Source organism: Streptomyces tyrfis (genome assembly GCF_037034285.1).
Classification (GTDB): Bacteria; Actinomycetota; Actinomycetes; order Streptomycetales; family Streptomycetaceae; genus Streptomyces.
The window spans coordinates 122289-144832 of the sequence record NZ_JBAGJZ010000018.1; the positions used below are offsets into that span (position 1 = coordinate 122289).

Consider the following 22544-nt stretch of genomic DNA (forward strand, 5'->3'; position numbering starts at 1 on the left):
GTGGATCAGCGTGCGGCGTCAGATGTGGTGCGTCGCAAGGCGGAGGGGCGCCCGCATACTTGACGTATGCGGGCGTTCCGACAACGCCGCGAGGCGCCGCAGCTGTCGTCGCACGCCCGCCAGGGATCACGGGACAGCCCTCAGGGGGCGAAGCCCGCCGACTCTCCCTCGTCCAGGGGTACTTGACTGTCGAATGAACGCCGTACGTAGGACAGGGAGCCGAGGAGTTCCGCGGAGGTGACGGCGTGGGCCGGACGCACGTCGGCGACACCGGCCAGCGGCATCCTGCCGACGTCCGCCCAGCGCAGCCGGCCGTCCGCGGCGATGTAGCTCCTGCTGAGTCCGGCGTTGTCCGGATGCAGGCAGTAGGGGACGTCCAGCCGTCCTTCGGCGAACGCCTTCAGCAGCGCGGCGCCGGGGTCGTCGTCCAGGTCGAGCACCGCGTCGACCAGCGCGCACGCCTCGGCGTAGGTCTCCGTCGCGGTGCCGTCCAGCGGGGTCCGTCCGGTGCGCGCGGCGACCCGGGCCGCGTGTTCCAGGGCGGCCACGTTCTCCGCCACCGTCGGAATGCGGCGGGATTCCGCGACGGTCTTCACGATGAGCCGTTCCGAGCCGCTGGCGACGGCCAGTGTCGCGGCCTCCCCGAGCAACCGGCGGACCCCGCTGTCCGTCTCCGGGAACACGCCCATGTAGGCGTAGACGACGACATGCCATTCGGTGTCCGGGAGGAGCCGCGCGCACAGGCTGCGCAACGCGGCGACGGCTTCGGCGTCCTGCCGCGGGTCCGTCTGCTGGGCGTAGCTGACCGAGACGCTCCGGATCCCGTGCCGCCGGAAGAACAGCGCCTCCAGCACACTGATAGCGACGAGCAGCCCGGGCGGGCAGAGCTGGCCCAGCATGCATCCGCCGAAGGTCTCCAGGTGCGGTTCGGCGCCGGTGTCGCGCAGGGTGGCGAGCAGGGCGCAGGACTCGTTCCAGTGGGCGACGGACTCGCGCAGCGGCACCCTGCCGTAGGGCAGGCAGTACGAGACCGGCCCGCCCTCCGACGCGTCGAGCCCCACGTCCATCAGCGCGCGGAAGATGTGCTGCGGGGCCGCCGAGCCGTGCCGCACCTGCACCGGGAAGTCGGGGCCGTGGATCCGGTCCAGGACCCGGCGGGTGGTGGTCTTCTCGTGGCTGGCCAGCGGGTAGCCGTTGAGGTCCGCCCCTTCGAGGACGGCGAGTTGGGCGGACTCCAGGTCGCCGACCCGGGTGTAGCTGTCCAGGGTGAGCGTGCCGACGGTCGTCGCGTCGGCGTTCCGGGTGGCGAGCAGCCCGGCGCGCATGCGGTCCGGGTCGCTCATGCCCATGCGGGGCTGGACCACCAGCCGGCCGGCGTCGTGAGCCCGGCGCACGAACGCGCCGAACCCGGCGCCGGTCACACCAGGGCCCGCTGGGGCAGTGCGTCGAGCAGCCGCCGGAAGGTGACGAGGCCCTCGGCGCTGTCGTCGAACACCGCGTCGTAGCCGGCGGCGCGCAGCGCGGCCGTCTCCTCCTCGCCGCAGGGTCCGGCGATGCCGAGCTTGCCGCCGATGACGGCGGGCACCTCGGTGAGCGCGGGGTTCTCCCGCAGCCGGGTGACGGTGCGGATGCCGTCGTGGTAGCCGTGCCCGTTGACGCTGCTGACCACGACGAGCGCCGGGTCCCGGGCCACGGCCTCCCGGATCAGCAGGTCCTCGGGCACGCAGGGCCCGAGGTTGACCACGCGGTGGCCGTGCTCCTCGATCAGGAGCTGGAGGTAGACCAGGTTCCAGGTGTGCGAGTCGGAGATGCCGCCGGCCACGATCACGGGCCGGTCGCCGGGGCTGGGGGTGCGGGCGTCGCTCATCACAGGGCCTGTCCGTGTTCGTAGGTTCGGGTGTGCTCGATGCGGGAGACGGAGACGAGGTCGTCGCCGCGGACGACGATCTCGGCGGGCGCGGGCCTGCCGAGGAACATCAGCAGGCTGGCGGTGGGTCCGTAGGATCCGGCGTTGGGGACGGTCAGCAGGTCGCCGGGGGCCGGGTCGGGCAGGGGGACGTTCCGTCCGAGCAGGTCGCCGGGGGTGCACAGCGGCCCGGCGAGGTGGGCCGGGGCGCCGTCGGCGCCGGTGGACTCGTGGGGTTCGACGGAGACCGGCATGATGCGTCCGAGGCCGGACATGCCGCCGAAGGTGTTGATGCCGGCGTCGATGACGGCGTAGCGGGTGCCGCGGCTGTCCTTGACGTTGACGACGCTGGTGAGCAGGGTGCCGCTGTCGGCGACCAGGTAGCGGCCCGACTCGCAGGCGATGCGGGGGGCGCCGTCGCGCCAGCCGGGGAAGTGCTCGTCGAGCGAGGCGGACAGCGCGTCGCGCAGTCCGTCGTAGACCGGGCGGCGCCCCTGGACGGCGTACGGGGCGGCGAATCCGCCGCCGATGTCGACGATGCGGAACGGCACGCCCAGCGCCTCCCGGAGCGCGGCGGCGGTGGCGATGGTGTGCCGGAACTCCGCGACGAGGCTCGCCTCGTCCTTGGCGTTGCTGAGCGGGAAGAAGTGGAGTCCGGCCAGGGCGGTGCCGGGCACCTCGCGCAGTTCGGCGGCGAGCCCGGGCAGGGTCTCGCTGTCGAAGCCGAACTGCGAGGGCACGCCGGTCATGCGGATGCTGGTGGCCGCCGCCCCGGTGGCGTTGTTGACCCGGATCAGGCAGTCGGCGGTGACGCCGAGCCGCACCGCCGTCTCGCCGACCCGCCGCAGGTCGCCGGGGGATTCCACGGAGAACGTCCGCACGCCCCGGGTCATCGCCTCGGTCAGCTCCCCGGCGGTCTTGCCGGGGCCGGTGTACAGCACCTCCGCGCCGCCGTAGTCGGCCCGCAGGACGGCGTCGAGTTCGCCGACGGAGCTGATCTCGGCGCGGCAGGCGCGGCCGCCGGTGCGCAGTTCGCGGAGGATCTCCGGGTGCGGGTTGGCCTTGGCCGCGTAGAACACGGCGATCTCGTCGGGGAGCGCGGCGAACAGGTCGTCGCGTGCGGCCGCGACCCGGTCCAGGTCGTAGACGTAGGCGGGGGTGCCGAAGCGCCGGGCGAGTTCGGTGGGACCGGTCACGGTGCGGACGTTCCTTCCGGGTTCTCCAGGATGCGGACGAGCTGCTTGCGATCGTGCTTGCCGTGCGGGGTCAGCGGCAGTTCGGCCACGACGCGACTGACGCCGGGCACCTTGGCGGGTTCCAGTCGCAGGGAGAGCTCCCTGAGCAGCACGTGCGGGTCGATGTCGCCCTCGGCGAACACCGCGAGGTCGCGGCCGGGGGCGGGCGGCAGCACGGCGGCGGCGCGGACGCCGGGGATGTCCGTGGCGGCGGCCTCGATCTCGGTGGTGCTCATGCGGACGCCCTTGTGCTTGAACATGTCGTCGCGGCGGCCCTCGTAGTACAGGAAGCCGTCCTCGTCGACGTGCCCGAAGTCGCCGGTGTGCAGCCGCAGTCCGCCGCCGGGGGCGGGCCGGAAGGCGCGTGCGGTCTGCTCCGGGGCGCGCCAGTAGCCCGGCATGACGTGCGGTCCCTCGACGACGATCTCGCCGGTCCGCCAGGGCGGCAGCGGCGTGCCCTCCTCGTCGACGGCGAAGGCGCGGGTGCCGGGGAGCGGGCGGCCCACCGATTCGGGTTTGGCGTCCTGGTGCGCGACGGGCAGCACGGAGACCCGCTTGCATTCCGTCTGCCCGAACTGGGTGATCACCTCCGCGCCGGGGAACGCGGTGCGCAGCCCGTCGGCGGTGGTCTTCGGCAGCGCGGCGCCGGTGTTGGTGAACATGCGGACGGTGGACGCCCGGCGCGGTTCGCGTTCCGCGAGCGCGCAGATCATGGTGGCCAGGGACGGCACGATGGGCACGACGGTGGCCCCGGTCTCCCGGATGCGGCGCAGCAGCACCAGGTCGGACTCGCCGTCGGCGAGCACGAGAGCGCTGCGTCCGGCGGCGGTGAGCAGGACCTTGTAGAGCCCGTAGTCCCAGGAGATGGGGAAGCGGCAGAACACCACGTCGTCGGGCCGGTAGCCGAGTTCGAGGTTGATGGCCTCGGTCGCGAAGACCATCCGGCCGTGCGGGCAGACGACGGCCTTGGGGGCCGCGGTGGACCCGGAGGTGTAGACGAGGACGGCGATGTCCTCGTGGTGGACGGGGCCGCCGTCCCCGCGCGCGTCCTCGGCGCGCAGGGCGCCGATCTCCCGCCAGGAGCCGTCCAGGCCGCGCACGCGGACGCCGCCCGCGAGCGCGGCGACCCGGTCCACGGCGGGGTCGGTGACGACGACCAGCGAGGGTTCGGCGTTCTCGACGACGGCGCGCAGGTGGTAGTCCTTCATGCCGGTGTTGACGGGTACGAGGACGGCGCCCCGGCGCGCGGCGCCGTAGAGCAGGGCGACCAGTTCGCGGGTGCTGGGCAGCTGCACCAGGACCCGGTCCCCGTGGCCGACGCCCTGCGCCCGGAGCCAGGCGTCGACGGCGTGGCTCCAGGCGGTGAGCTCCCGGTAGGTCCACTCCCCGGTGCCGTCGGCGACCGCCGTCGCGTCGGGGTGTTCGGCGGTGGCCTCGTCGAGCAGGTCGTGCACCAGGGCGTCGGTGCGGGCCCGCGTTGTCGTTCGACCGTTCACTGCGACTCCTGACGTCCTTCGTTCCCGCTGCCGGCCCCGGCGGGCCGCTGCCGCAGGGCCGCGGCGCGGGAGGTGAGCTTCCTGCGGTCGGTCTTGCGGTTGGCGTTGAGCGGAAGCGCGTCCAGATGGTGGTAGGCCCGGGGCACGACCGCCGCGGGCAGTAGCTCCCGCAGATGGCGGGCGAGCCGGGCGGGCGGTACGGGCGCGCCGGTGTGGAAGACGGCGAGCTCGGCCGTGCCGTCCACGGGGATCGCGACGGTCACCGCGTCCTCGACGCCCGGGCAGCCGCGCGCGGCGGCGTCGACCTCGGCCAGTTCCACCCGTACGCCGTGCACCTGCGCCTGGGCGTCCTGGCGGCCGAGGTACAGCCAGCCGTCGTGCCCGGTGCGGCGGACCCGGTCGCCGGTGCGGTAGAAGCGGCGGCCGTCCCGTTCCAGAAAGCGCCCGGCGTCGTCGGCCGGGTCAAGGTATCCGGGCGTCAACTGCGGCCCTGCGATGCAGAGTTCGCCTTCGTCGGTGGTGCTGGGCGAGCCGTCGGCGGCCAGCAGCAGCACACTGTGGCCCGGGTGCACCTCACCGATCGGGACCATGCCGTACGGGTGCTCCCGGCCCGGCCGCCAGCGGTGCGCGGCGACGGTGACGGTGAGCTCGGTGGGTCCGTAGAGGTTCTCCAGCGCCGTGCCGGGGGCGGCGGCCGCCCAGTCGTCGGCGTCGCGCCGGGCGAGCGCCTCCCCGGCGAAGAAGCTCCAGCGCAGCGACGGCAGCGCGCCGGGCGCGAGTCCGCCGGTGCGGCGCACCAGGGTGATCGCGCTGGGCGTGGAGAACCACACGGTCAGCCCCTGCTCGGCGGCGAACTCCGGGAGGTGCGCGTAGGCGTGCGCGGGGACCGGGACGACGGTGGCGCCGGCGCCCCAGGCGCAGAACAGGTCGAACATCGCGCAGTCGAAGTTGAGGTCGAAGGTCTGCGAGAACACGTCCCGCGGACCGAAGTCGTAGCGCCGGTCGAGCAGCGCGAAGTAGTGCGCGGTGTTGGCGTGGGTGACCGGCACGCCCTTGGGCCGGCCGGTGGATCCGGAGGTGAACAGCACATAGGCGATGTCCGACGGGCGGGCGGGCATCGGCGCCTTCAGCGCGCTGTCGGGGTCGACGGGGATCACCGGCATCGGCTGCCCGCCGGGGGCGAAGAGGGTGGGCAGGGCGACGCCGTCCTCGTGCAGCGCGGTCAGCGCGGGCAGGGCGTCGTCGTCGGCGAGCAGGGCCCCCACTCCGGCCGCCTCGATCATCTGGCGGGTGCGGGCGACCGGGAAGGCCGGTTGCAGGGGAACGACGGTGGCGCCGCTGTGGAGTCCAGCCAGGAGGGCCGCGTACGCCGTCGGCCCCTTGCCCGCCAGCACGCCCACGACGGGCGGGCGGCCGGGGAATCCGGCCAGCAGCGAACCGGCGAGCAGCAGGGCCCGTTCGTGCAGTTCGCGGTAGCCGACGGCGGTGCCGTCGACCCGGAGCGCGGGGTGTTCGGGCGCCCGGGCCAGCCCGCGCAGGAACCGTCCGGACAGCGTGCCGTCCATGCTGGGATCGGTGGGATCCACGATGGCCGTCCCGTCAGCTCGTGGTGTGCTGGAGCATGCCCTCGACGGTCTCCCACAGCACGCCCGCGGTGCGGAAGGTGTCCATGGTCAGCGCGCTGTCGCGGAAGCGCACCTGGTACGTCTCCTCCAGGGTGCCCAGCAGCTGGACGGTGCCCAGCGAATCGAGGCCCAGGTCCCGGAGTTCGGCGTCGGCGGTCAGCGGCTCCTGCGGCGGCAGGAACGGCAGGAAGGTGCGGAGTGTCTCTTCGAACCGGTCGTCCCACATGGGCGGTGCCTCCTGCTGATCGTTCGGTCGGATGCGGACCGGGCCCGGGTCGGGTCCGGCCGGGCCTGTACGGGCCCGGCCCGGGCGGCGTCGTCCGGGCCGGTGCGGGTTCAGGCGGCGCGCTGGCGGCGCCGGGGCGTCATCGCGAGCCGGGGATGGGCCGCGACGACGTCGAAGGTGCGGGTGGTGACGGGAACCCGGCCGAAGAGGCTGTCGGGCCCGGCGACGCACAGGCGCCGTACGCCGGCGTCCCGCAGCGCCGTGACGACGCTCGGCCAGTTCATCGGGTGGTCGAAGCCGTCGAGCAGCATGGTGCGCAGTTCCTCCCCGGTGCGCAGCAGCCTGCCGTCCTGGTCGGCGACGACCGGCAGTGCCGGGTCGGCGAAGGTGTGGCGGGCGACCACCTCGCGCTCCGCCCTGGCGCGCAGCGGCGCGAACGCGGAGGCGTGCATGGGCGGCCGCATGGTGTACAGCGGGAGGCTGCCGATGGCGCGCAGCCGCTCCCTCATCCACTCGACGCGCCGCTCGGTCAGGGAGACCATCCAGAAGCCGTCGTCGACGTGGCAGGAGATCTCGTGCCACTCCCCCGCCTCGTCGAGCTCGGCGAGGATCGCGTCCAGGTCCTCGCGCGGGGCGCGGACGAAGGAGAGGGTGACGGCGTCCCGGTGGTGGTCGGCGAAGTAGGCGTCGAGGCAGCGCGCGATCTCGGCGGTCAGCCGGATGGCGTCGGGGAGTTCCAGGGCGCCGGTGTAGGCGATGGCGGCCTTCTCGCCGAAGCTGGGGCCGGCGACGATGTCCGGTTCGACGCCCAGGTGGTCGCGGGCCCAGTGGGCGCTGGCCAGGCAGTTCACGAAGAAGGCGACCTGGGCCGCCTCCGAGTAGTCGCCCTCGGCGCACCGGAGGGCGTCCACCAGTGAGTAGCCGAGCGTCTCGTCGGCGACGGCGACGAGTTCCCTGGCGTAGGGGTTGGCGACCATGAACCGGCCCACCTCGGCGAACGGGACGGGTCCCATGCCGGGGAAGACCAGTGCGGTGTCGTGCGCCATGGCGGTGTCCCCGCCCCCTTTCGCAGGTGCCGGCAGCGCGCGGCCGGTGTCGTGGAGTACCCGATGAGGTGTCACAGGCCGCTGAGGAATCCGGTCAGCACCTCGAAGAACCGCTCCGGTTCCTCCAGGTGCGGCAGATGGCTGGACTCCTCGAAGATCTCCCAGCGGGCCCCGGGGACGTGCTCGTGGTAGGGGCGGACGACGTCCGGGGTGGCCTCGTCGTGGCGGCCGCTGATGAGCAGGGTGGGCGTGCGGATGGTGTGCAGGTCGTCGACGATCGACCAGTCCTTGAGGGAGCCGATGACGTGGAACTCGTTGGGCCCGTTCATCGCGTAGTAGACGGTCGGGTCGTTGTAGATCTCCATGAAGGAGGAGAGGAAGTCCCGGGGCCAGGGGGTGAGGCGGCACACATGCCGGTCGTAGAAGACCCGCATCGCCGCCAGGTACTCCTCGGTGTCGTACGTGCCGGCCGCCTCGTGCCGCAGCAGGGCCTGCCCCACGTCCGGCGGCAGGTCGGCGCGCAGCCGGGCCATCTCCTTCAGCCAGAGCGGGTACGAGGCGGGCGCGTTGGCGACGACCAGGCCGCGCAGGCCGGGCGGGCGTTCCATCGCGTGCCGGGCGCACAGCGGACCGCCCCAGGACTGCCCGAACAGCACGTAGTCGTCGGAGATTCCCAACCCCTCGACGAGGTTGGCGAGTTCGTCGAGGAAGAGCTCGACGGTCCAGAACTCGGCCCCCTTGCCGGGCAGATGGGTCGATCCGCCGTTGCCCAGCTGGTCGTAGTGGACGACCGGCCAGCCGTCCTCGGCGAGGCGGGCCAGCGGCAGCAGGTAGTCGTGCGTGCTTCCGGGTCCGCCGTGCACGACGACGACCGCCGGACGCCCCGCGCCGATCTCACCGGTCACCCGGTACCAGGTCCGGTACCCCCTGAAGGGAAGGGTGCCCTTGGCGCTGGGGACGAGCCCCTTCGCGCTGGGTTCCGGGGACACGCTGACCACCTCTGCTCGGCTGCGGGGTGCGGCGGCCGCCCGGTCACGCGGGTCCGGCCGGGACCGCGGAGCACCGGGCGCCGGGTGCGGGCGCCGGACGACCGTGCTTCCGCCGTGGTCCGCTGCCGACGCTAGCCCCCACCCCGAGGCCCGACGGACCCCTAACCGCCCCTAAGGGCTGCCCCGTCACCCCCGGCGGGCGCCCGATGAGGGCCGCGACGCCTCGCCCCATTACCGGAACGCCCGCATACGTTCCGTATGCGGGTCCCGCCCCGGGTCGGGCCGAACGGCACGTCCAGACATCCGGGCGGGCACACCGTGTGCCCGGACACACGGACGCCCAGGCACACGGACACACGGGCCCCGGAAATCCGACGAGTCGCCTACCAGTAGGTGCGAGTGATCTTCTCAGGCAGCCGGCCCCGCCGTCGCCACTCGTGGAAAATCACCGATGCCGCGATCAGGAAGGAACGCCGCGCCTCCGGGTCGGAGTCGGGCCCGGCCCGGAACGCCCTGGGGCCGGGTCCGCTCGGCGTACCCCCGTCGGTTCAGGACCGCGTCCGCGGCGGATGGGCGTCGTCGTAGCGGCGCCGGTTGTCCCTGATCTCCGTTCGATGCGTGGTGGCCCAGTCGCCCAGGGCGGTGGCGGCCTCCAGCAGTGTCGAGCCGAGTTCCGTCAGGGTGTACTCCACGCGGGAGGAACGCCGGCGTGAACGGTGCGGGTCAGCAGACCGTCGCGTTCGAGCTGCCGCAGCGTCAGGGTGAGCATCCGCTGCGAGATGCCGGTGACGGCGCGGTGGAGCTCACCGAAGCGCAGAGTACGGTCGCGGAGCTGCCCGACGACCAGGATGCTCCACTTGTCGCCGATGACGCCGAGGATCCGCAGCACCTGCCGGCACACGTCCTCCTCGGACTCCTCGACGAGCGGGCCCGTGCGGCGGCGGACGCCGAGCGTCCCGCCACCACGTCGTCGTAGCGGAACCCTCCGTATCACGCACCGACTCGTCACGTCCGGCGCGCCCGGCGGGCCGCCAATTGGTCTGCACCAAATCTGGCCAAGCTCTTGCCAGAAACCGCGCACCTGGGCAGGATTTGGCTCGCGATCAAGCGGATAATCACCCGCTTTCTCATCCATTGTCGTGCTTTGGTATCCGCGATGTCCGTGGCACCCCATGGAATCCGCCCGTCGAAGCCGGATCGTTCCGCTCCACGCTCCACCCGCACATGCGCCTCTTCCCATCACGCATCGTCATCGGATGAAGGAGTCCCCATGTTCGCGAAGTCCCCGTCCAAGAAGCGCGGTGTCGCCGGCGCCGTGGCCGTCGCGGCGGCCACTGCGGGCCTGATGCTGGCCACGGCGCCCGCCGCCCAGGCAGCGCCCGGCAACTGCACCGTCTCGTCCGGAAGCACCCTCTCCAGCCTCTGCACCACCGGTACCGGTCAGCACCGGATCCATGCGGTGCTCAACCCGCTCGACCCCAGACTGCCGCAGCGCATCATCCTCGGTAACTGGGCCCCGGTCGGCCAGACTTCGGTCGCCTCCAACCCGTGGGGCCAGGAGTACGTCGTGAGCGTCTGGGTGGACTACACCGACTAGGACCTGTCCGGCCGGTGACGGCGAACGCCGACAGCCCCACGAAGCGAGAGACAGGCCGGCCCGTGACTCGGGCCGGCCCTGTCGTGGTCACGGTCACGGTCACGGTCGTGGTCGCGGGGTCGGTACGGCGACACAGGGGAGTACCTCACCGGACCGAGCACCGGCCAGACCCGTTTCCGCACCCACCGCCGGACGCCGACGCCGTCATGGACGGGGGATCGGTCCCTATACGCCGAGGTCCTTGCAGAAGACCGTCGAGCTGTGCCGGACCGTCATGCCGGCCCGTAGGTAGAAGTCGAGCGCGCCGGTGTCCGAGTGGGTCCACAGGGTGCAGGAGCGAAGGCCCGTGCGGTGGCAGGCGCGGAACGTGTGGCGCAGCAGGAGCCGGGCGATGCCGCGGCCGCGGTGGTCGCGGCCTACGGCGACCTGTTCGAGGTAGCCCTCGTCCGTGCCCGGCACGTCCAGCGCCAGGGCGGCGCCCACCAGATGATCACCGGCGAAGGCCAGGGCCGACCGCTCGGGGGCGAACGTGGGCCGCTCCACGGTATGGACGGCCCACTCCTCGTACGACTGCCGCCGCTCCTGCCACTCGTCGAACGCGTCCTGGACGAGGGCGTGGGCGGCGGGCCCGTCGCCGGTGCGGAAGGGCCGCACCGTGATGCCGGCCGGGGGCTCGGGCACCGCGGGCTCGGCCGGCATGGCGAACTCCAGCAGCCAGGCCGTCACCAGCGGCTTGTACCCGTGCGTGCGCAGCAGCGCCACGGCGCCCGTGTCCGCGTCCGGCACGGTCTGCACGACGCGGGCGGCGCCGGCCCGCCGTGCCCGCGCCAGCGTCCAGCCGAGGAGCGCGGCGCCCAGCCCCCGGCCCCGGTGCTCCGGATGCACGTCCACCTCGGAGCGCCGGTCCACCCAGGCGCGGGCGACGAGTTGACCGGCCGGGTCGAGAACGAGGACGGTGTCCTCCGGCACCAGGCCGGGCCGTGCGAGATCAGCGGCTATGGCCCCGGCGTCGCTCTGGCCCCGCCCGTACACCTCCCGTTCGCAGGCCGTGACCAGCGCGTGGATCGCCGGGACGTCGTCGGCGGTCGAGGGGCGCGAACGGTAGCCGGGCGGCAAGGACGGAGCGAGGGAAGGCACTGGCGGAGGGTAGCCGTGCGCCGGATTTTCACACAAGGGGGCGAACGTCGCCCGGCTTCGTCACCGCCTGCGAGCCCGCGCGGAGGCCCGGATCCGGGCCACCCGGGCCGGTGTACTCCTGACGGACCTTGCAGGAGCCGACGACCTTGAGGGAGTCGACCGTGCGACGAGGGCGCCGGTGGGCCTCTTCGACGGCGACGCGCTTCATGACGCGCTCGGTCACGACCGGTCCCGCAGGGAGGCGATGACGGTGCGGATGTCGGTGCGCGGGCCGCGGTTGTAGGGCAGCTTGGAGAGCATCATGCCCATCGCGCAGGTGTTGCTGAGCGCGGCGAAGGTCAGCCCGGCGCCGATCGCGGTGCCCACCAGGTGCACGCCGTGCACGAAGAAGCCCACGACGCCGGTGACCAGCACGACCGAGCCGGCGACGAGACGGACCTGGCGCTCCAGTGACCAGCGCTGCGGGCCGCGGTTGACCGGGGCGCCGGAGGCCTCCCAGGCCATCATGCCGCCGTCCAGGACGCGCAGGTCGGGCAGACCCGCCTCGGCGAGCGCCTGCTCGGCCTGCGAGGCGCGCGCGCCGGAGCGACAGACCAGCACCACGTCCTGATCGAGGTGCCGGCGCAGCTCCGCACGGTGCTCGCGCAGGGTGTCCAGGGGCACGTTGCAGGAGCCGGGGATGTGACTGGTCTGGAACTCGCCGGGCGTGCGCACGTCCAGCAGGCGGGGGCTGTCGCCGGTCTTGATCAGGTGCTGGAGGGCGGCGGGCGTGAAGGCGGCGGCGCGGGAGGCGTCGGTCGTCATGAGAACTACTCCGTGGAGACGAAACGGGAAGAGAGAGGCGGAGGGATCCGGCTCACCCGTACGGGGGCAGCCGGGGCGTTGAAGGGTTCCGTGCGGGTGCGTCGGCGGCCGGGAGAGGCCGTCGGGTCAGACGGCGGCGGGGGCGTTCAGCACGGCCCAGGCGGCATAGCCGCCGAGCACGTCGGAGACGTCCTCGAAGCCCTGGTGGCGCAGCAGGCTGGCGGCGATGGAGGAGCGGTGGCCGCTCGCGCAGTGCAGGACCAGCGGCTTGTCGCGCGGGATCTCGTCGAGACGGCTCGGGAGCTCGCCGAGCGCGATATGCAGGGCGCCCTCGATGAAGCCGGCGTCGCCGCGCTCGCCGCAGTCGCGGACGTCGACCACGACCGGCGGATTCTCCCCCGCCAGCTCCGCGCGGAGCCGGGCGGCGGTCAGACGGCCGGCCGGGGCGACCTGGCCGGCCATCGCCTCCAGCGCCTCCTCCGGAGCGGCCAGGTATCCGGCGACCCGGTCGAAGCCGATCCGGGCGAGGCGGGTGACGATCTCCTCCTCGCGGTCCTCGGGAGCGACGACCAGCAGCTCGGCGCCGAGCGGCAGGACGGTGCCGGCCTGCTCGGCGAACCGGCCGTCGGCCGGGACGTTGACCGCACCGCGCAGGTGACCGGCCGCGAACTCCTGCGGGTCACGGGCGTCGACCACCACCGCGCCCGTCTCACGCCGTGCCAGGAAGTCCGCCGCGCCCAGGGCCTGCGGGGCGGTCGCCGGGTCGAACAGCTCCCGTTCCCTGCGGTTGAGGTCCGCGTCGTAGGCGAAGTACTCCGGGGCCGCCGGCTGGCCCGCCGTCACGATCGTGACGAAGTCGTCACGGCTCATCGGCGCGCACGCATAGTTGGTGGCGCGCTGCTCACCGATCGTCGACTGCCGCTCGGTGGACAGGTTCTTGCCGCAGGAGGAACCGGCGCCGTGGGCGGGGAAGACCCGCACCTCGTCCGGCAGGCCCATCAGCTTGTTCTGCACACTGTCGTGCAGCATCGCGCCGAGCTCGTCGGCCGTGACACCGACCGAGGCGAGCAGGTCCGGGCGGCCCACGTCGCCAATGAACAGGGCGTCACCCGTCAGCACTCCGTACGGGACGGCGTCCTCGCCGTGCTCGTACACCAGCACACTGATCGACTCCGGGGTGTGCCCGGGGGTCTCCATGATCTTCAGCGTGACGTCGCCGAGGCTGATCGTGTCGCCCTCGGCCAGCTCGCGGATCGCGTACTCGGTCTCCGCCCGGCGGCCGTAGCCGATCCACGCACCCGTACGGGCGGCCAACTCCAGGTGACCGGCGACGAAGTCCGCGTGGAAGTGGGTGTTGATGACGCCCACCACGGTGAACCCGCGCGCCTCGGCATCGGTCAGGTACTCCGACACGTCCCGGCGCGGGTCCACGACCACGGCCTGGCCGGTGGCCTCGTCGGCGATCAGGTACGACGCCTGGGAGAGGCACTCGAGGTAGTACTGCGAGAAGAACACGGAAACCTCCGAATCAAGGCGGACGGAATACCCGTGGGGGTATTTATGGAGTTGCAAAGCGGCCCACCCGGAAGCGCGGGCGACGCGGCCGAGCCGACTGCGGGGCGATCCGCGCTCCGGCTTTCGCGCGACAGCGAGGACCTCGAACCCGGCCGAGGCCGGAGCTCACGGTGATCGCCTCGTTCACCCGGAGCCGACGGGAAATACCCCCCTGGGTATTTGCCTTCGACCGTAGAAGACCGCCGCCCGCGTTGTCAAATACCCCCGGGGGTATCTGGGGGCATCCAGGGTCCGAGACGGCAACGGGCTCGACGGACACCGGCCGTTCAGGTGGGACACGCGGTCCGCCGTTGCCGCTCAGCGCCTTGGCCGGCGCCTTGGCCGGCGGCATCCGGCACGGGGCGGCGCGGGCCGGGGGCGACCGCCGCGCAGACGGGAGCCGGTAAGCGGGGTGCGGGCGCGGATGCGGGTGCGGGTAACGGGCGCTGGCGCGGGTGACGGGCGCTGGCGCGGGTGCAGGTGACGGGCACGGACGGCACGGACGCGGGTGACGGGCGCGGGCGCTGGTGCAGGTGACGGGCACGGACGGCACGGACGCGGGTGACGGGCGCGGGCGCTGGTGCAGGTGACGGGCACGGACGGCACGGACGCGGGTGACGGGCGCGGGCGCTGGTGCGGCAGGAGGGGCGTGCGGAAGCGCGGCGATCGCGTCCATGAAGGCGGGCGCCCCGGCGACCGGGACGACGCCGTCGGTGTCCGCGGTCTCCTCGGCGAGCATCGCCCGGTTGTCCGCGTGGTTCCGCTCCATCGGGCGGTCCGGGAGCAGCACCGCCATGGTGGCGTAGCCCTGCCGCCCCCGGACCGCCTCCGGCCTCGCCCGCCGGTCAGGGGGCGGCGGGCTGAGCCCGCTTTGTTCCATCACGAATCAAAGACCAGTGGGAACCCCGATCGTCGCCCCGGGCAAGGAGCGGGAGCCGAGGTGAGCAGTGGGAGCGTCGAGAGAGGGTGAGAGAGGGGTGCGGACGGATCAGGCGCGGCCCCTGCCCGAGGTCTCCGCTTCCAGGGCGCGGCGCGTGTGCGGCCCGTAGACCCCCGGCGGATCGCCTTGGATGAATTTGTACGACTGGTAGACGCGCACGGCGTGTTCGACCTGATCCGTGTAGGAGCCGTCGTCCCGCCCGTGGAACAGCCAGATCTCCTCCAGCCGGCGCTGCAACTCGGCCACCGCCGGTCCCCGGTCGCCGGCACGCAGGGCGGGGCCGGCCAGCGATGCGGGGGGTTCGGCCGAGGGCGGGAGGCTTGCCCGTGGAGCGGTGGCCGACGGTTCGGCGGCGTTCGGCCGGGCGGCGGTGGCGGACGCCGAAGGGGACGGCGAGGTGCCGGCCGAGGAGGGCGCCGTGGCGGACGCGGACGGTGGGGCGGAGGCCCGCCCGGAGGGCGTGGGCGGCGCGGTGGCCGGGGCGGACTCCTCCGCTTCCGTGCTCGCCTCAAGGGTGCTGGGAGGCAGATCGGGCAGGGCCAGCTCGCGGTCGGCGGCCCCGTCGCCCTTCGGGTCGAAGAGGCCGCCCGCGAACAAGGCCGTACCCACCACCGCGACCGCCGCCGCCCCGACGGTGAGTGCCGCGAGCGGGCGGCGACGGGGCCGTGCGGATCCGTCGGCGCTCCCGAGGACCGTGGTGTCGGTGAGGACGGGCGTCGGCGCGTGCCGGGCGGAGGGTGTCCCGGCCGGAACGGCGGGCACCGGGGGCAGCGAGACCGTGGCGTCGACCGGAGCGGCGGTCTCCGGCGACGGGCCTCCGACGTACTCCAGGCCGCCGCCGGGGCGCGCCGGTTCCCCGGGCCCGGCCTGAGCCGCGAACGGGGACGGGCCACCGGCCGCCGCCGGGCCGTCGTCCCGCGTCGGGTCGAAGAAGAGCGGCATCGTCGAGTCCGCGTCCCCGGCGGGGCGGTGGGGCGACCGGCCGGAGTGCGGCACCGGCGCGCCGCCGGCCTCCGGCGGCACATCGCCCCCCAGCTTGACGTACGGCCGGACGCGCAGTGGATCGAAATCCTCCGCCGCCGCGATCTCCGCCCTGCCGGCCGCCCATCGCTCGGTCCGTCGGTGCTCGGCGGCCTCCCGCCGCTCGTCGTGCCGTCGCGCCGCGCGTCCCCCGCACGCGCAGACGCGGTCGGCGTCCGAGGCGCCGTTCACGGCCGTCGGCGAGAACATGCGCATACCGCACTCCGGGCATATATGTCCGGTCATGGTGGACCCCTCCCCATTGAACTGCCTGCGATTATGCAGCCCGGTCCCGAAACGCCCAATGTCGTCCGAGGAGCGGTCGCCCGGCGCATGTCCCGCCCGCCGGCGACTTGCGTGCCCGTATGAACGCCCCGGCGAACGCTGCAGGCCAGGGCACCATCACTCCCAGCCCGGTCATGGAGCAGTCCGTACGCCCGTGTACGCCTCCGACAGCCGGCCGCCGGGCTTCCGGAGAGCGAGGCGTGACCGAAGGTTGCGCGCGGGATCACCCCGGACGATCACAGTGACCCACGCCACACGCAGTCGGGCACCTCCACATCCGCTCCCCCGCGTGCTGAAGCCGGCCGACTCACGCCCGGCCGCGCCGGCCGCCGCCGTCGGGGATCCGGCCTGCCTTCGTTCGCGTGGGTCACGGTGCCGTCGGGGCCGTACGGGACGCGTGGTGCCGTGCGCCGGTGACGATGAGCGAGACGTTCTGTCCGCCGAAACCGAAGGAGTTGCTGAGCACGGCCTCCTGGGGGACGTCTCGTCGCTCTGCGACGACATCGAGATCGATGTCGGGCCCCACACCGGCCGCGGTGAGGTTGCGGGTCGGCGGGATGACGCCGTGTTCCACGCTGAGGACGGCGATGAGCGCTTCGATCGCGCCAGCCGCGCCGAAGAGATGACCGAGTGCCGCCTTGGGGGCTGTCACGGTGGCACGGCCGAAGATCTCCCGGATCGCGCGTGCCTCGGCGACGTCGCCGACCGGCGTCCCGGTGGCGTGGGCGTTGATGTGGCCGATCTGCTCGGGAGCCAGACCGGCTTGCGCAAGGGCCTTCCGCATGGCGGAGACCTGACCGGAGCCGTCGGGAGCGGGTGCCGTGATGTGGTGGGCGTCGGCGGCGATGCCGGCTCCCGCGAGCACCGCGTGGACGCGTGCGCGTCGGCGGCCTGCGTGCTCGGCGCTTTCGAGCACCACGACAGCGGCGCCTTCGCTGAGGACGAATCCGCTGCGGTCCGCGGCGAACGGCCGGGACGCCGAAGCGGGTTCGGCGGTGTGCCGCGACAGTGCTTGTGCCTGGACGAAGCCCGCGACGGTGATCGGGGTGATCGCGGCCTCGGTCCCGCCCGCGATGACCACGTCCGCCTCGCCGGCACGGATGAGCCTGGCCCCCAGGGCGATCGCCTCGGCACCGGAGGAGCACGCCGAGACAGGCGTGTAGACCCCGGCCCGTGCGCCGTATTCGATGCTGATCAGCGCCGCCGCCGCATTGGGCATGAGCATCGGTACCGTGCGTGGCGAGACGCGCCGCATCCCGGCCGCCTCCAGTACGTCGTCCTCCTTCAGCAGCGTCCGTACGCCCCCGATGCCCGTGCCGACCGCTGATGCAAGCCGGTCCGGATCCACTCGCGGGGCACCGGCGTCGGCCCAGGCTTCGGCCGCCGCGGCGAGGGCCGCCTGCTGCGAGCGGTCGAGCCGCCTGGCCCGCACCGGCGGCAGCGACTCGGCGGGGTCGATCGCCATCGTCCCCCCGACGGTGTCGGGAAGGCCGGCATCCTCGTGGCCGCGCAGGGCGCCGCCGCGGATGCCCGACTCGCCGGCGAGCAGGGCTTTCCAGGTGGACTCCACGTCTCCGCCGAGCGGTGTGGTCGCGCCGAGTCCGGTCACGACGACTTCAGTCCGGTGCATGCCCTTCAACCTTTCTTGTATGCGATACAAGTAAACAAGACCTTGTTGTATCACATACAATTCGGGGTGTGGAGAAGAAACGGACCGAAGCCCGATCGACGTCGGCTCGGTCGCGTGACCGCGGTCGCGCGACGAGGCGCCGGCTGATCGAGGCAACTGCACGGCTCTGCAAGGAGCGGCCCGGCGCCGAGGTGAGCGTCGCGGAGATCGCGAACGCGGCAGGCGTCTTCCCCAACCAGGTCACCTACTACTTCGGCTCCAAGGACTCGCTGCTCGTGCACGCCGCCTTTCTCGGCCTGCTGCACGACGCCCGGCGGATTGAGCGCATCGGTCGCCAAGCCCCCGACGCCGCGACATTTCGGCGCAACATCGCCCGCGCCGTACTGGCCATGCCCTCGCTCCCCTCGGTCGCGCGAGCACTCGCCGCCGGGATCTCCAAGCCCGAACTCGCCCCCGTGGTCGACCAGCACCTCCAGTTGCTGTTCCTGCAGTCCGAGCGCTTCGTGAGCCGGCTCATCGACGGTCGCGGCTGGAGGGCCCGTCGACCGCTCGACGTGGAGGCCAGAACGTTCTGGAGCACCGCGCTCGGCGCAGTACTGCTCGTCCGCGCCGGGGCGCACGGCACCGTCGCCGACCTCGACCTCGCCGGAGCGCTGACCATCCACGACGAACCCGAGCACGGCTAGGACGTCTTCAAACCGCCGTCGTTCGGCCGGAGGCCGGGCCGTGCGGCGTCCGGTGCTTCCCCGAGTTCTCGACCCCGCTCGAACAGGGGAGACCCCATCGACAGCACGGCGGAAGATCGTCCTCGTGCCTTCCGTCCGTCGGCCGAAGGTTGAAGAACAGACCTGGTCCGCACGTACTGTGTTCGACTCACGCCTTCGACGAACTCGATGGAGGAGAGCCGGACATGGCCGCCCCTTACCCGCCGATCGAACCCTACGACCATGGAATGCTCGACACCGGTGACGGAAACCTCGTGTACTGGGAGGTCTGCGGCAATCCTGACGGCAAGCCCGCTCTCGTCGTCCACGGCGGCCCCGGTGCGGGCTGCTCGACGGGGCCGCGCAAGTCGTTCGACCCGGAACGCTACCGGATCATCCTCTTCGACCAGCGAGGATGCGGCCGAAGCACACCCCATGCGAGCGACCCCGACACCGATATGAAGCTCAACACCACCGAGAACCTGATCGCCGACATGGACCAGCTGCGCGAGCACCTCGGTGTCGACCGGTGGCTGCTCTTCGGCGGCTCGTGGGGCTCCACGCTCAGCCTCGCGTACGCCGAACGGTATCCGGAGCGGGTGTCGGAGATCGTGCTCGTCTCCGTCACCAGCACCCGTCGCCACGAGATCGACTGGCTCTACCGGGGCGTGGGCCGGTTCTTCCCCGAAGCATGGATGCGTTTCCGTGACGGGGTCCCCGAGGCCGACCGTGACGGCGACCTCGTCGGGGCATACGCGCGTCTCATGGAGAGCCCCGACTCGGACGTGCGGGCCAAGGCCGCTGCCGACTGGTGCGCTTGGGAGGACGCAGTCCTTTCCGGAGAACCACAGGGCAAGCCCAACCCGTTCGGCGACATGCCGTCTCGGGCCATGCTGGCGTTCGTGCGGATCTGCTCGCACTACTTCGCCCATGGAGGGTGGCTGCAGGAGGGGCAGTTGATTCGCGAAGCGGGACGCCTCACAGGCATCCCCGGGATCCTGATCCACGGCCGCCTCGACATGAGCGCACCGCTTGACACGGCTTGGGAACTCGCCCGAGCCTGGCCCGGTGCGGAGCTGGTGACCATCGAGGACTCGGGACACAAGGGCAGCGCCGCCATGAGCGCGGCCCTGTACGGCGCGTTCGAGCGGTTCGCCCGCCATTGAGCCTGCCAACGATCCCGCCGGCGCTCAGCTTGTTCTCTCCTCGAACCATGTCCCGAACGGTGTTTCGAACTCGGTGGCTCGGCCGGATCGACGTCGGCCGGCTGCGGACGGCGCCGGCTCGAGGGAACGTTGATCCGGCTGAAGACCGAGCACCGGCCGAAGGACCGGGATGCCCGCGAAGACCGGTTCTCCGGCCGGAGCACCGAAACCGTCCCGGTCCGGTCCAGGCCGGCCACCGGGCTCGGAGAACCGCCGCCCGGCCGCCCGTTACGACGTAAACACAGTCCTCGCCACCGGGGAGGCGTTCAGCCTCCCCCGCCCACCGCAACGCGGGCCCGAAACCCGGCGAACTGCATAAACGACGAGCCTAGGGGCGGCTAGGGGTGGGCCGCCCTCGGCCCCGCTGCCTAAGGTCTGTCGCGTAATCCCTGGCGGGCGCCCGACGACGGCCGCGGCGCCTCGCCGCGTCGTCGGAACGTCGGCGTGCGGGGGACGGCCGATCGCGCCGCGCCGGCGCCGAGCCCGGAGCCCTTCCCTCGGTGTCGTCGGCGTGTCCCGTTCCCTCCCGTGTGAAGAGGACATCATGACTGCACCTGCCGAAGCGGCCGACGAGGACGCCATCCCGGAGTTTCCGATGCGGCGGGGCTGCCCCTTCAGCCCGCCCCCCGCCTACGCCGAGCTGCGCGAGACCGAGCCGGTCTCCCGGGCGCGGCTGAAGGTCAACGGCAAGCGGACCTGGCTGGTCACCCGGCACGACCTGTACAAGAGCCTGCTCGGCGACTCGCGGGTGAGCGCGAATCTGAAACTGCCGGGCTATCCACTCCAGGTGCCGGTGCCGGAGGAGACGCTCCAGTCGGTGCCGCTCACCTTCCTCTCCATGGACCCGCCGGATCACACGGTCCAACGCCGCATGCTGGCACCGGAGTTCAGTGTGCGCCGGATGCGCGAGCTGCGCGCCCGGGTGCAGCAGATCGTGGACCAGCAGATCGACGAGATGCTCGCCAAGGGCACCGGCGGGCCGGTGGACCTGGTCACCGCGCTCGCCCTGCCGGTGCCGTCCCTGGTGATCTGCGAGCTGCTCGGCGTCCCGTACGAGGATCACGCCCGGTTCGAGAAGTGGGCCTGGGCCATCATGAACCACGAGGTCAGCGACGAGGACCGGGGCATCGCCCACTACGAGCTGGACCGCTACGTCGACGGGCTGGTCACCGCGAAGGAGAGCGAGCCCGGCGACGACATGATCAGCCGGCTGATCGCGTTCAACCGCGAGACCCCGGCGGTGGAGCACTCCGACATCGTCAGCATGTCCAAACTGATGCTGGTCACCGGGCACGAGACCACCGCCAACATGATCGCGCTGGGCGTCCTGGCCCTGCTGGAGCATCCGGAGCAGCTGGCCGCCGTGCGCGAGGAGCCGGAGCTGATGCCGCGCGCCGTGGAGGAGCTGCTGCGCTTCTTCTCCATCTCGGACGCCGGCACCGCGCGCGTGGCCATGGAGGACATCGAGCTGGGCGGCGTCACCATCCGCGCCGGGGACGGCATCCTGCCGCTGAACAACGCCGCCAACCACGACGAGCGGGTCTTCCCCGACCCGGACCGGCTGGACGTCCGCCGCGAGGCCCGCAGCCAGGTGGCTTTCGGCTACGGCGTCCACCAGTGCGTCGGCCAGAACCTGGCCCGGATGGAACTCGACGTCGTCTACTCCACGCTGCTGCGACGGATACCGACGCTGCGGCTGGCCGCGTCGGCCGAGGAGCTGCGGTTCAAGGACGACGCCATGGTCTACGGCCTGTACGAGCTGCCCGTCACCTGGTGACGCCGACGGCCCGCACCAGCGCACCCTCGTCCAGCACCGCCGTCGCGGTGCCCCCACCGAACCGCCGAACCGCCGAACCGTCCGTCAGCCCGCCCGTCCGAGAGGCAGCCATGACCCAGTCCGCCGACCCGGCGCCCGCGACCGCGTCGCCGTATCGCCGGTTCCCGATGCGGCGCACCTGCCCGTTCAGCGAACCGCCCGAGTACGCCGGGCTGCGCGCGGACGAGCCCGTGTCGCGCGCCGAGCTCAAGGTGAACGGCAAGCCGACCTGGCTGGTCACCCGCCACGAGCACGTCCGGCAGGTGCTCGGCGACCCGCGGGTGAGTTCCAACCTGAAGCGGCCCGGCTACCCGCACCAGTTCCACATCTCCGAGGAGATGCTGGCGCACGTCCGGCTGATGCTGCTGTCCATGGACCCGCCGGACCACACCGCGCAACGGCGCATGCTCATACCGGAGTTCACTGCCCGCCGGGTGAAGGAGATGCGGCCGCGCATCCAGGAGATCGTCGATGAGCGGATCGACGCCATGCTGGCCTCCGACGGTCCGGTGGACCTGGTCACGGGCCTCGCCCTGCCGGTGCCGTCGCTGACCATCTGCGAGCTGCTGGGCGTCCCGTACGAGGACCACGCCCAGTTCGAGGCGTGGTCGGCGGCGATGATGAACCACGACCTCAGCCCGGAGGAGTACGGGGCCTCGGTGCAGGCCCTGGACGCGTACCTCGACAAGCTCGTTACCCTCAAGGAGACCGAGCCGGGAGACGACCTGATCAGCCGGTTCCTGGAGAAGAACCGCGCCGAGCAGGTCGCCGACCACGCCGATGTGGTGACCATGGCCCGCATGATGCTGGTCGGCGGCCACGAGACGACGGCCAACATGATCGCCCTGGGCGTCCTGGCCCTGCTGGAGCACCCGGACCGTCTGGCCCAGCTGCGGTCGGACCCCGCACTGCTGCCCAACGCGGTCGAGGAGCTGCTGCGGGTGTTCTCCATCTCCGACTCCGGCACCGCCCGGGTCGCGGTCGAGGACATCGAGGTCGGCGGGGTCACCATCCGCGCCGGTGAGGGCATCCTCGCCCTGAACAACGCCGCCAACCACGACGAGGCCGTCTTCCCCGACCCCGGCGCCCTCGACCTCCACCGCCAGGAGGCCCGCAGCCACCTCGCCTTCGGGTACGGAATCCACCAGTGCATGGGGGCGAACCTGGCCCGGGCGGAACTGGAGATCGTGTACGGCACCCTGCTGCGCCGCATCCCCGGCCTCCGGCTGGCCGTGGCTCCGGAGGAGCTGCGTTTCAAGGACGACGCCATGGTCTACGGCGTCTACGAACTGCCCGTCACCTGGTGACGGCCGATCCGATCGGAATCCC

22 protein-coding genes and 1 pseudogene are annotated in these 22544 nt (G+C 72.5%); 5 read left to right on the forward strand and 18 right to left on the reverse strand.

Translation table 11 applies throughout. The annotated features are described in order from the left end of the window. Positions 1-140 precede the first annotated feature (140 nt). The 10 genes from WA762_RS16270 to WA762_RS35710 all read right to left on the reverse strand — a co-directional run bounded on the left by WA762_RS16270 (position 141) and on the right by WA762_RS35710 (position 9517). A complete protein-coding gene (locus WA762_RS16270) occupies positions 141-1421 on the reverse strand; it encodes a methylaspartate mutase (RefSeq protein WP_335936434.1) in 1281 nt (426 codons plus the stop codon). Continuing rightward, positions 1418-1867 (reverse strand): cobalamin B12-binding domain-containing protein, encoded by a 450-nt coding sequence (locus WA762_RS16275; RefSeq protein ID WP_335936435.1) that lies wholly within the window; start codon positions 1865-1867, stop codon positions 1418-1420. The genes WA762_RS16270 and WA762_RS16275 overlap by 4 nt, the downstream gene beginning before the upstream one ends. Then, positions 1867-3102 carry a type III PLP-dependent enzyme domain-containing protein gene (locus tag WA762_RS16280; RefSeq protein WP_335936436.1) on the reverse strand — a complete coding sequence of 412 codons (1236 nt, stop codon included), beginning with the start codon at positions 3100-3102 and terminating at the stop codon, positions 1867-1869. Before WA762_RS16280 ends, WA762_RS16275 begins: the two co-directional genes overlap by 1 nt. Next, positions 3099-4637 (reverse strand): AMP-binding protein, encoded by a 1539-nt coding sequence (locus WA762_RS16285; RefSeq protein ID WP_335936437.1) that lies wholly within the window; start codon positions 4635-4637, stop codon positions 3099-3101. The genes WA762_RS16280 and WA762_RS16285 overlap by 4 nt, the downstream gene beginning before the upstream one ends. Further along, positions 4634-6202 carry an AMP-binding protein gene (locus WA762_RS16290; protein WP_335936467.1) on the reverse strand — a complete coding sequence of 523 codons (1569 nt, stop codon included), beginning with the start codon at positions 6200-6202 and terminating at the stop codon, positions 4634-4636. Before WA762_RS16290 ends, WA762_RS16285 begins: the two co-directional genes overlap by 4 nt. 34 nt (positions 6203-6236) lie before the next feature. Next, entirely contained in the window at positions 6237-6488 is a 252-nt protein-coding gene (locus tag WA762_RS16295) for a phosphopantetheine-binding protein (RefSeq protein WP_335936438.1), read from the reverse strand. Positions 6489-6598: 110 nt separating this feature from the next. Next, positions 6599-7534, reverse strand: a complete 936-nt coding sequence (locus WA762_RS16300) for an ACP S-malonyltransferase (RefSeq protein ID WP_335936439.1) — start codon at positions 7532-7534, stop codon at positions 6599-6601. A 71-nt stretch (positions 7535-7605) separates the two neighbouring features. Then, the gene (locus WA762_RS16305) at positions 7606-8523 is read right to left on the reverse strand and encodes a proline iminopeptidase-family hydrolase (protein WP_335936440.1); all 918 of its coding nucleotides are present in this window, start codon (positions 8521-8523) and stop codon (positions 7606-7608) included. Positions 8524-9071: 548 nt separating this feature from the next. Beyond that, the gene (locus WA762_RS35705) at positions 9072-9215 is read right to left on the reverse strand and encodes a hypothetical protein (RefSeq protein ID WP_443080605.1); all 144 of its coding nucleotides are present in this window, start codon (positions 9213-9215) and stop codon (positions 9072-9074) included. Beyond that, positions 9200-9517 (reverse strand): winged helix-turn-helix transcriptional regulator, encoded by a 318-nt coding sequence (locus WA762_RS35710; RefSeq protein WP_443080606.1) that lies wholly within the window; start codon positions 9515-9517, stop codon positions 9200-9202. Before WA762_RS35710 ends, WA762_RS35705 begins: the two co-directional genes overlap by 16 nt. A 276-nt stretch (positions 9518-9793) precedes the next feature. Here WA762_RS35710 and WA762_RS16315 point away from each other — a divergent pair, with 276 nt between their 5' ends. Beyond that, positions 9794-10120 (forward strand): hypothetical protein, encoded by a 327-nt coding sequence (locus WA762_RS16315; protein ID WP_335936441.1) that lies wholly within the window; start codon positions 9794-9796, stop codon positions 10118-10120. A 225-nt stretch (positions 10121-10345) separates the two neighbouring features. Here WA762_RS16315 and WA762_RS16320 read toward each other — a convergent pair whose 3' ends face one another. From WA762_RS16320 to WA762_RS16350, 7 genes and pseudogenes are all read right to left on the reverse strand, one after another. Next, positions 10346-11257, reverse strand: a complete 912-nt coding sequence (locus tag WA762_RS16320; protein WP_335936442.1) for a GNAT family N-acetyltransferase — start codon at positions 11255-11257, stop codon at positions 10346-10348. 28 nt (positions 11258-11285) lie between these two features. Continuing rightward, entirely contained in the window at positions 11286-11480 is a 195-nt protein-coding gene (locus WA762_RS16325) for a hypothetical protein (protein ID WP_335936443.1), read from the reverse strand. Then, positions 11477-12061 carry a rhodanese-like domain-containing protein gene (locus WA762_RS16330; RefSeq protein WP_335936444.1) on the reverse strand — a complete coding sequence of 195 codons (585 nt, stop codon included), beginning with the start codon at positions 12059-12061 and terminating at the stop codon, positions 11477-11479. The genes WA762_RS16325 and WA762_RS16330 overlap by 4 nt, the downstream gene beginning before the upstream one ends. A gap of 126 nt (positions 12062-12187) precedes the next feature. Then, positions 12188-13576 (reverse strand): rhodanese-like domain-containing protein, encoded by a 1389-nt coding sequence (locus WA762_RS16335; protein WP_335936445.1) that lies wholly within the window; start codon positions 13574-13576, stop codon positions 12188-12190. A 681-nt stretch (positions 13577-14257) separates the two neighbouring features. Then, positions 14258-14438: pseudogene (locus WA762_RS16340) on the reverse strand (HAD family hydrolase); the annotation flags it as partial. Positions 14439-14603: 165 nt separating this feature from the next. Next, on the reverse strand, positions 14604-15821 hold the full coding sequence (locus WA762_RS16345) for a peptidoglycan-binding protein (protein WP_335936446.1): 1218 nt from the start codon (positions 15819-15821) through the stop codon (positions 14604-14606). Between the two features lie 406 nt (positions 15822-16227). Then, positions 16228-17490 carry a beta-ketoacyl-[acyl-carrier-protein] synthase family protein gene (locus WA762_RS16350; RefSeq protein WP_335936447.1) on the reverse strand — a complete coding sequence of 421 codons (1263 nt, stop codon included), beginning with the start codon at positions 17488-17490 and terminating at the stop codon, positions 16228-16230. A 68-nt stretch (positions 17491-17558) separates the two neighbouring features. On the opposite strand from WA762_RS16350, the gene WA762_RS16355 reads away from it, so the two are divergent. The 3 genes from WA762_RS16355 to WA762_RS16365 all read left to right on the forward strand — a co-directional run bounded on the left by WA762_RS16355 (position 17559) and on the right by WA762_RS16365 (position 21176). Beyond that, positions 17559-18176 (forward strand): TetR/AcrR family transcriptional regulator, encoded by a 618-nt coding sequence (locus tag WA762_RS16355; protein ID WP_335936448.1) that lies wholly within the window; start codon positions 17559-17561, stop codon positions 18174-18176. A 224-nt stretch (positions 18177-18400) separates the two neighbouring features. Further along, the gene (gene pip, locus WA762_RS16360) at positions 18401-19360 is read left to right on the forward strand and encodes a prolyl aminopeptidase (protein ID WP_335936449.1); all 960 of its coding nucleotides are present in this window, start codon (positions 18401-18403) and stop codon (positions 19358-19360) included. A gap of 583 nt (positions 19361-19943) precedes the next feature. Continuing rightward, positions 19944-21176, forward strand: a complete 1233-nt coding sequence (locus WA762_RS16365) for a cytochrome P450 (protein WP_335936450.1) — start codon at positions 19944-19946, stop codon at positions 21174-21176. On the opposite strand, the gene WA762_RS16370 is transcribed toward WA762_RS16365, so the two are convergent. Continuing rightward, on the reverse strand, positions 21166-21288 hold the full coding sequence (locus WA762_RS16370) for a hypothetical protein (RefSeq protein WP_335936451.1): 123 nt from the start codon (positions 21286-21288) through the stop codon (positions 21166-21168). The genes WA762_RS16365 and WA762_RS16370 overlap by 11 nt on opposite strands. Here WA762_RS16370 and WA762_RS16375 point away from each other — a divergent pair. Further along, the gene (locus tag WA762_RS16375; protein WP_335936452.1) at positions 21287-22522 is read left to right on the forward strand and encodes a cytochrome P450; all 1236 of its coding nucleotides are present in this window, start codon (positions 21287-21289) and stop codon (positions 22520-22522) included. The two genes, WA762_RS16370 and WA762_RS16375, sit on opposite strands and share 2 nt — an antisense overlap. Positions 22523-22544 lie beyond the last annotated feature (22 nt).

Excerpts from the sequence above, each read along its gene's own strand:
- WA762_RS16375 (WP_335936452.1), top strand. The coding sequence starts at position 21,287 with ATGACCCAGTCCGCCGACCCGGCGCCCGCGACCGCGTCGCCGTATCGC.
- WA762_RS16345 (WP_335936446.1), bottom strand. The coding sequence starts at position 15,821 with ATGACCGGACATATATGCCCGGAGTGCGGTATGCGCATGTTCTCGCCG.
- pip (WP_335936449.1), top strand. The coding sequence starts at position 18,401 with ATGGCCGCCCCTTACCCGCCGATCGAACCCTACGACCATGGAATGCTC.
- WA762_RS16350 (WP_335936447.1), bottom strand. The coding sequence starts at position 17,490 with ATGCACCGGACTGAAGTCGTCGTGACCGGACTCGGCGCGACCACACCG.
- WA762_RS16300 (WP_335936439.1), bottom strand. The coding sequence starts at position 7,534 with ATGGCGCACGACACCGCACTGGTCTTCCCCGGCATGGGACCCGTCCCG.
- WA762_RS16275 (WP_335936435.1), bottom strand. The coding sequence starts at position 1,867 with ATGAGCGACGCCCGCACCCCCAGCCCCGGCGACCGGCCCGTGATCGTG.
- WA762_RS16330 (WP_335936444.1), bottom strand. The coding sequence starts at position 12,061 with ATGACGACCGACGCCTCCCGCGCCGCCGCCTTCACGCCCGCCGCCCTC.
- WA762_RS16315 (WP_335936441.1), top strand. The coding sequence starts at position 9,794 with ATGTTCGCGAAGTCCCCGTCCAAGAAGCGCGGTGTCGCCGGCGCCGTG.
- WA762_RS16370 (WP_335936451.1), bottom strand. The coding sequence starts at position 21,288 with ATGGCTGCCTCTCGGACGGGCGGGCTGACGGACGGTTCGGCGGTTCGG.
- WA762_RS16365 (WP_335936450.1), top strand. The coding sequence starts at position 19,944 with ATGACTGCACCTGCCGAAGCGGCCGACGAGGACGCCATCCCGGAGTTT.
- WA762_RS16295 (WP_335936438.1), bottom strand. The coding sequence starts at position 6,488 with ATGTGGGACGACCGGTTCGAAGAGACACTCCGCACCTTCCTGCCGTTC.
- WA762_RS16290 (WP_335936467.1), bottom strand. The coding sequence starts at position 6,202 with ATGGACGGCACGCTGTCCGGACGGTTCCTGCGCGGGCTGGCCCGGGCG.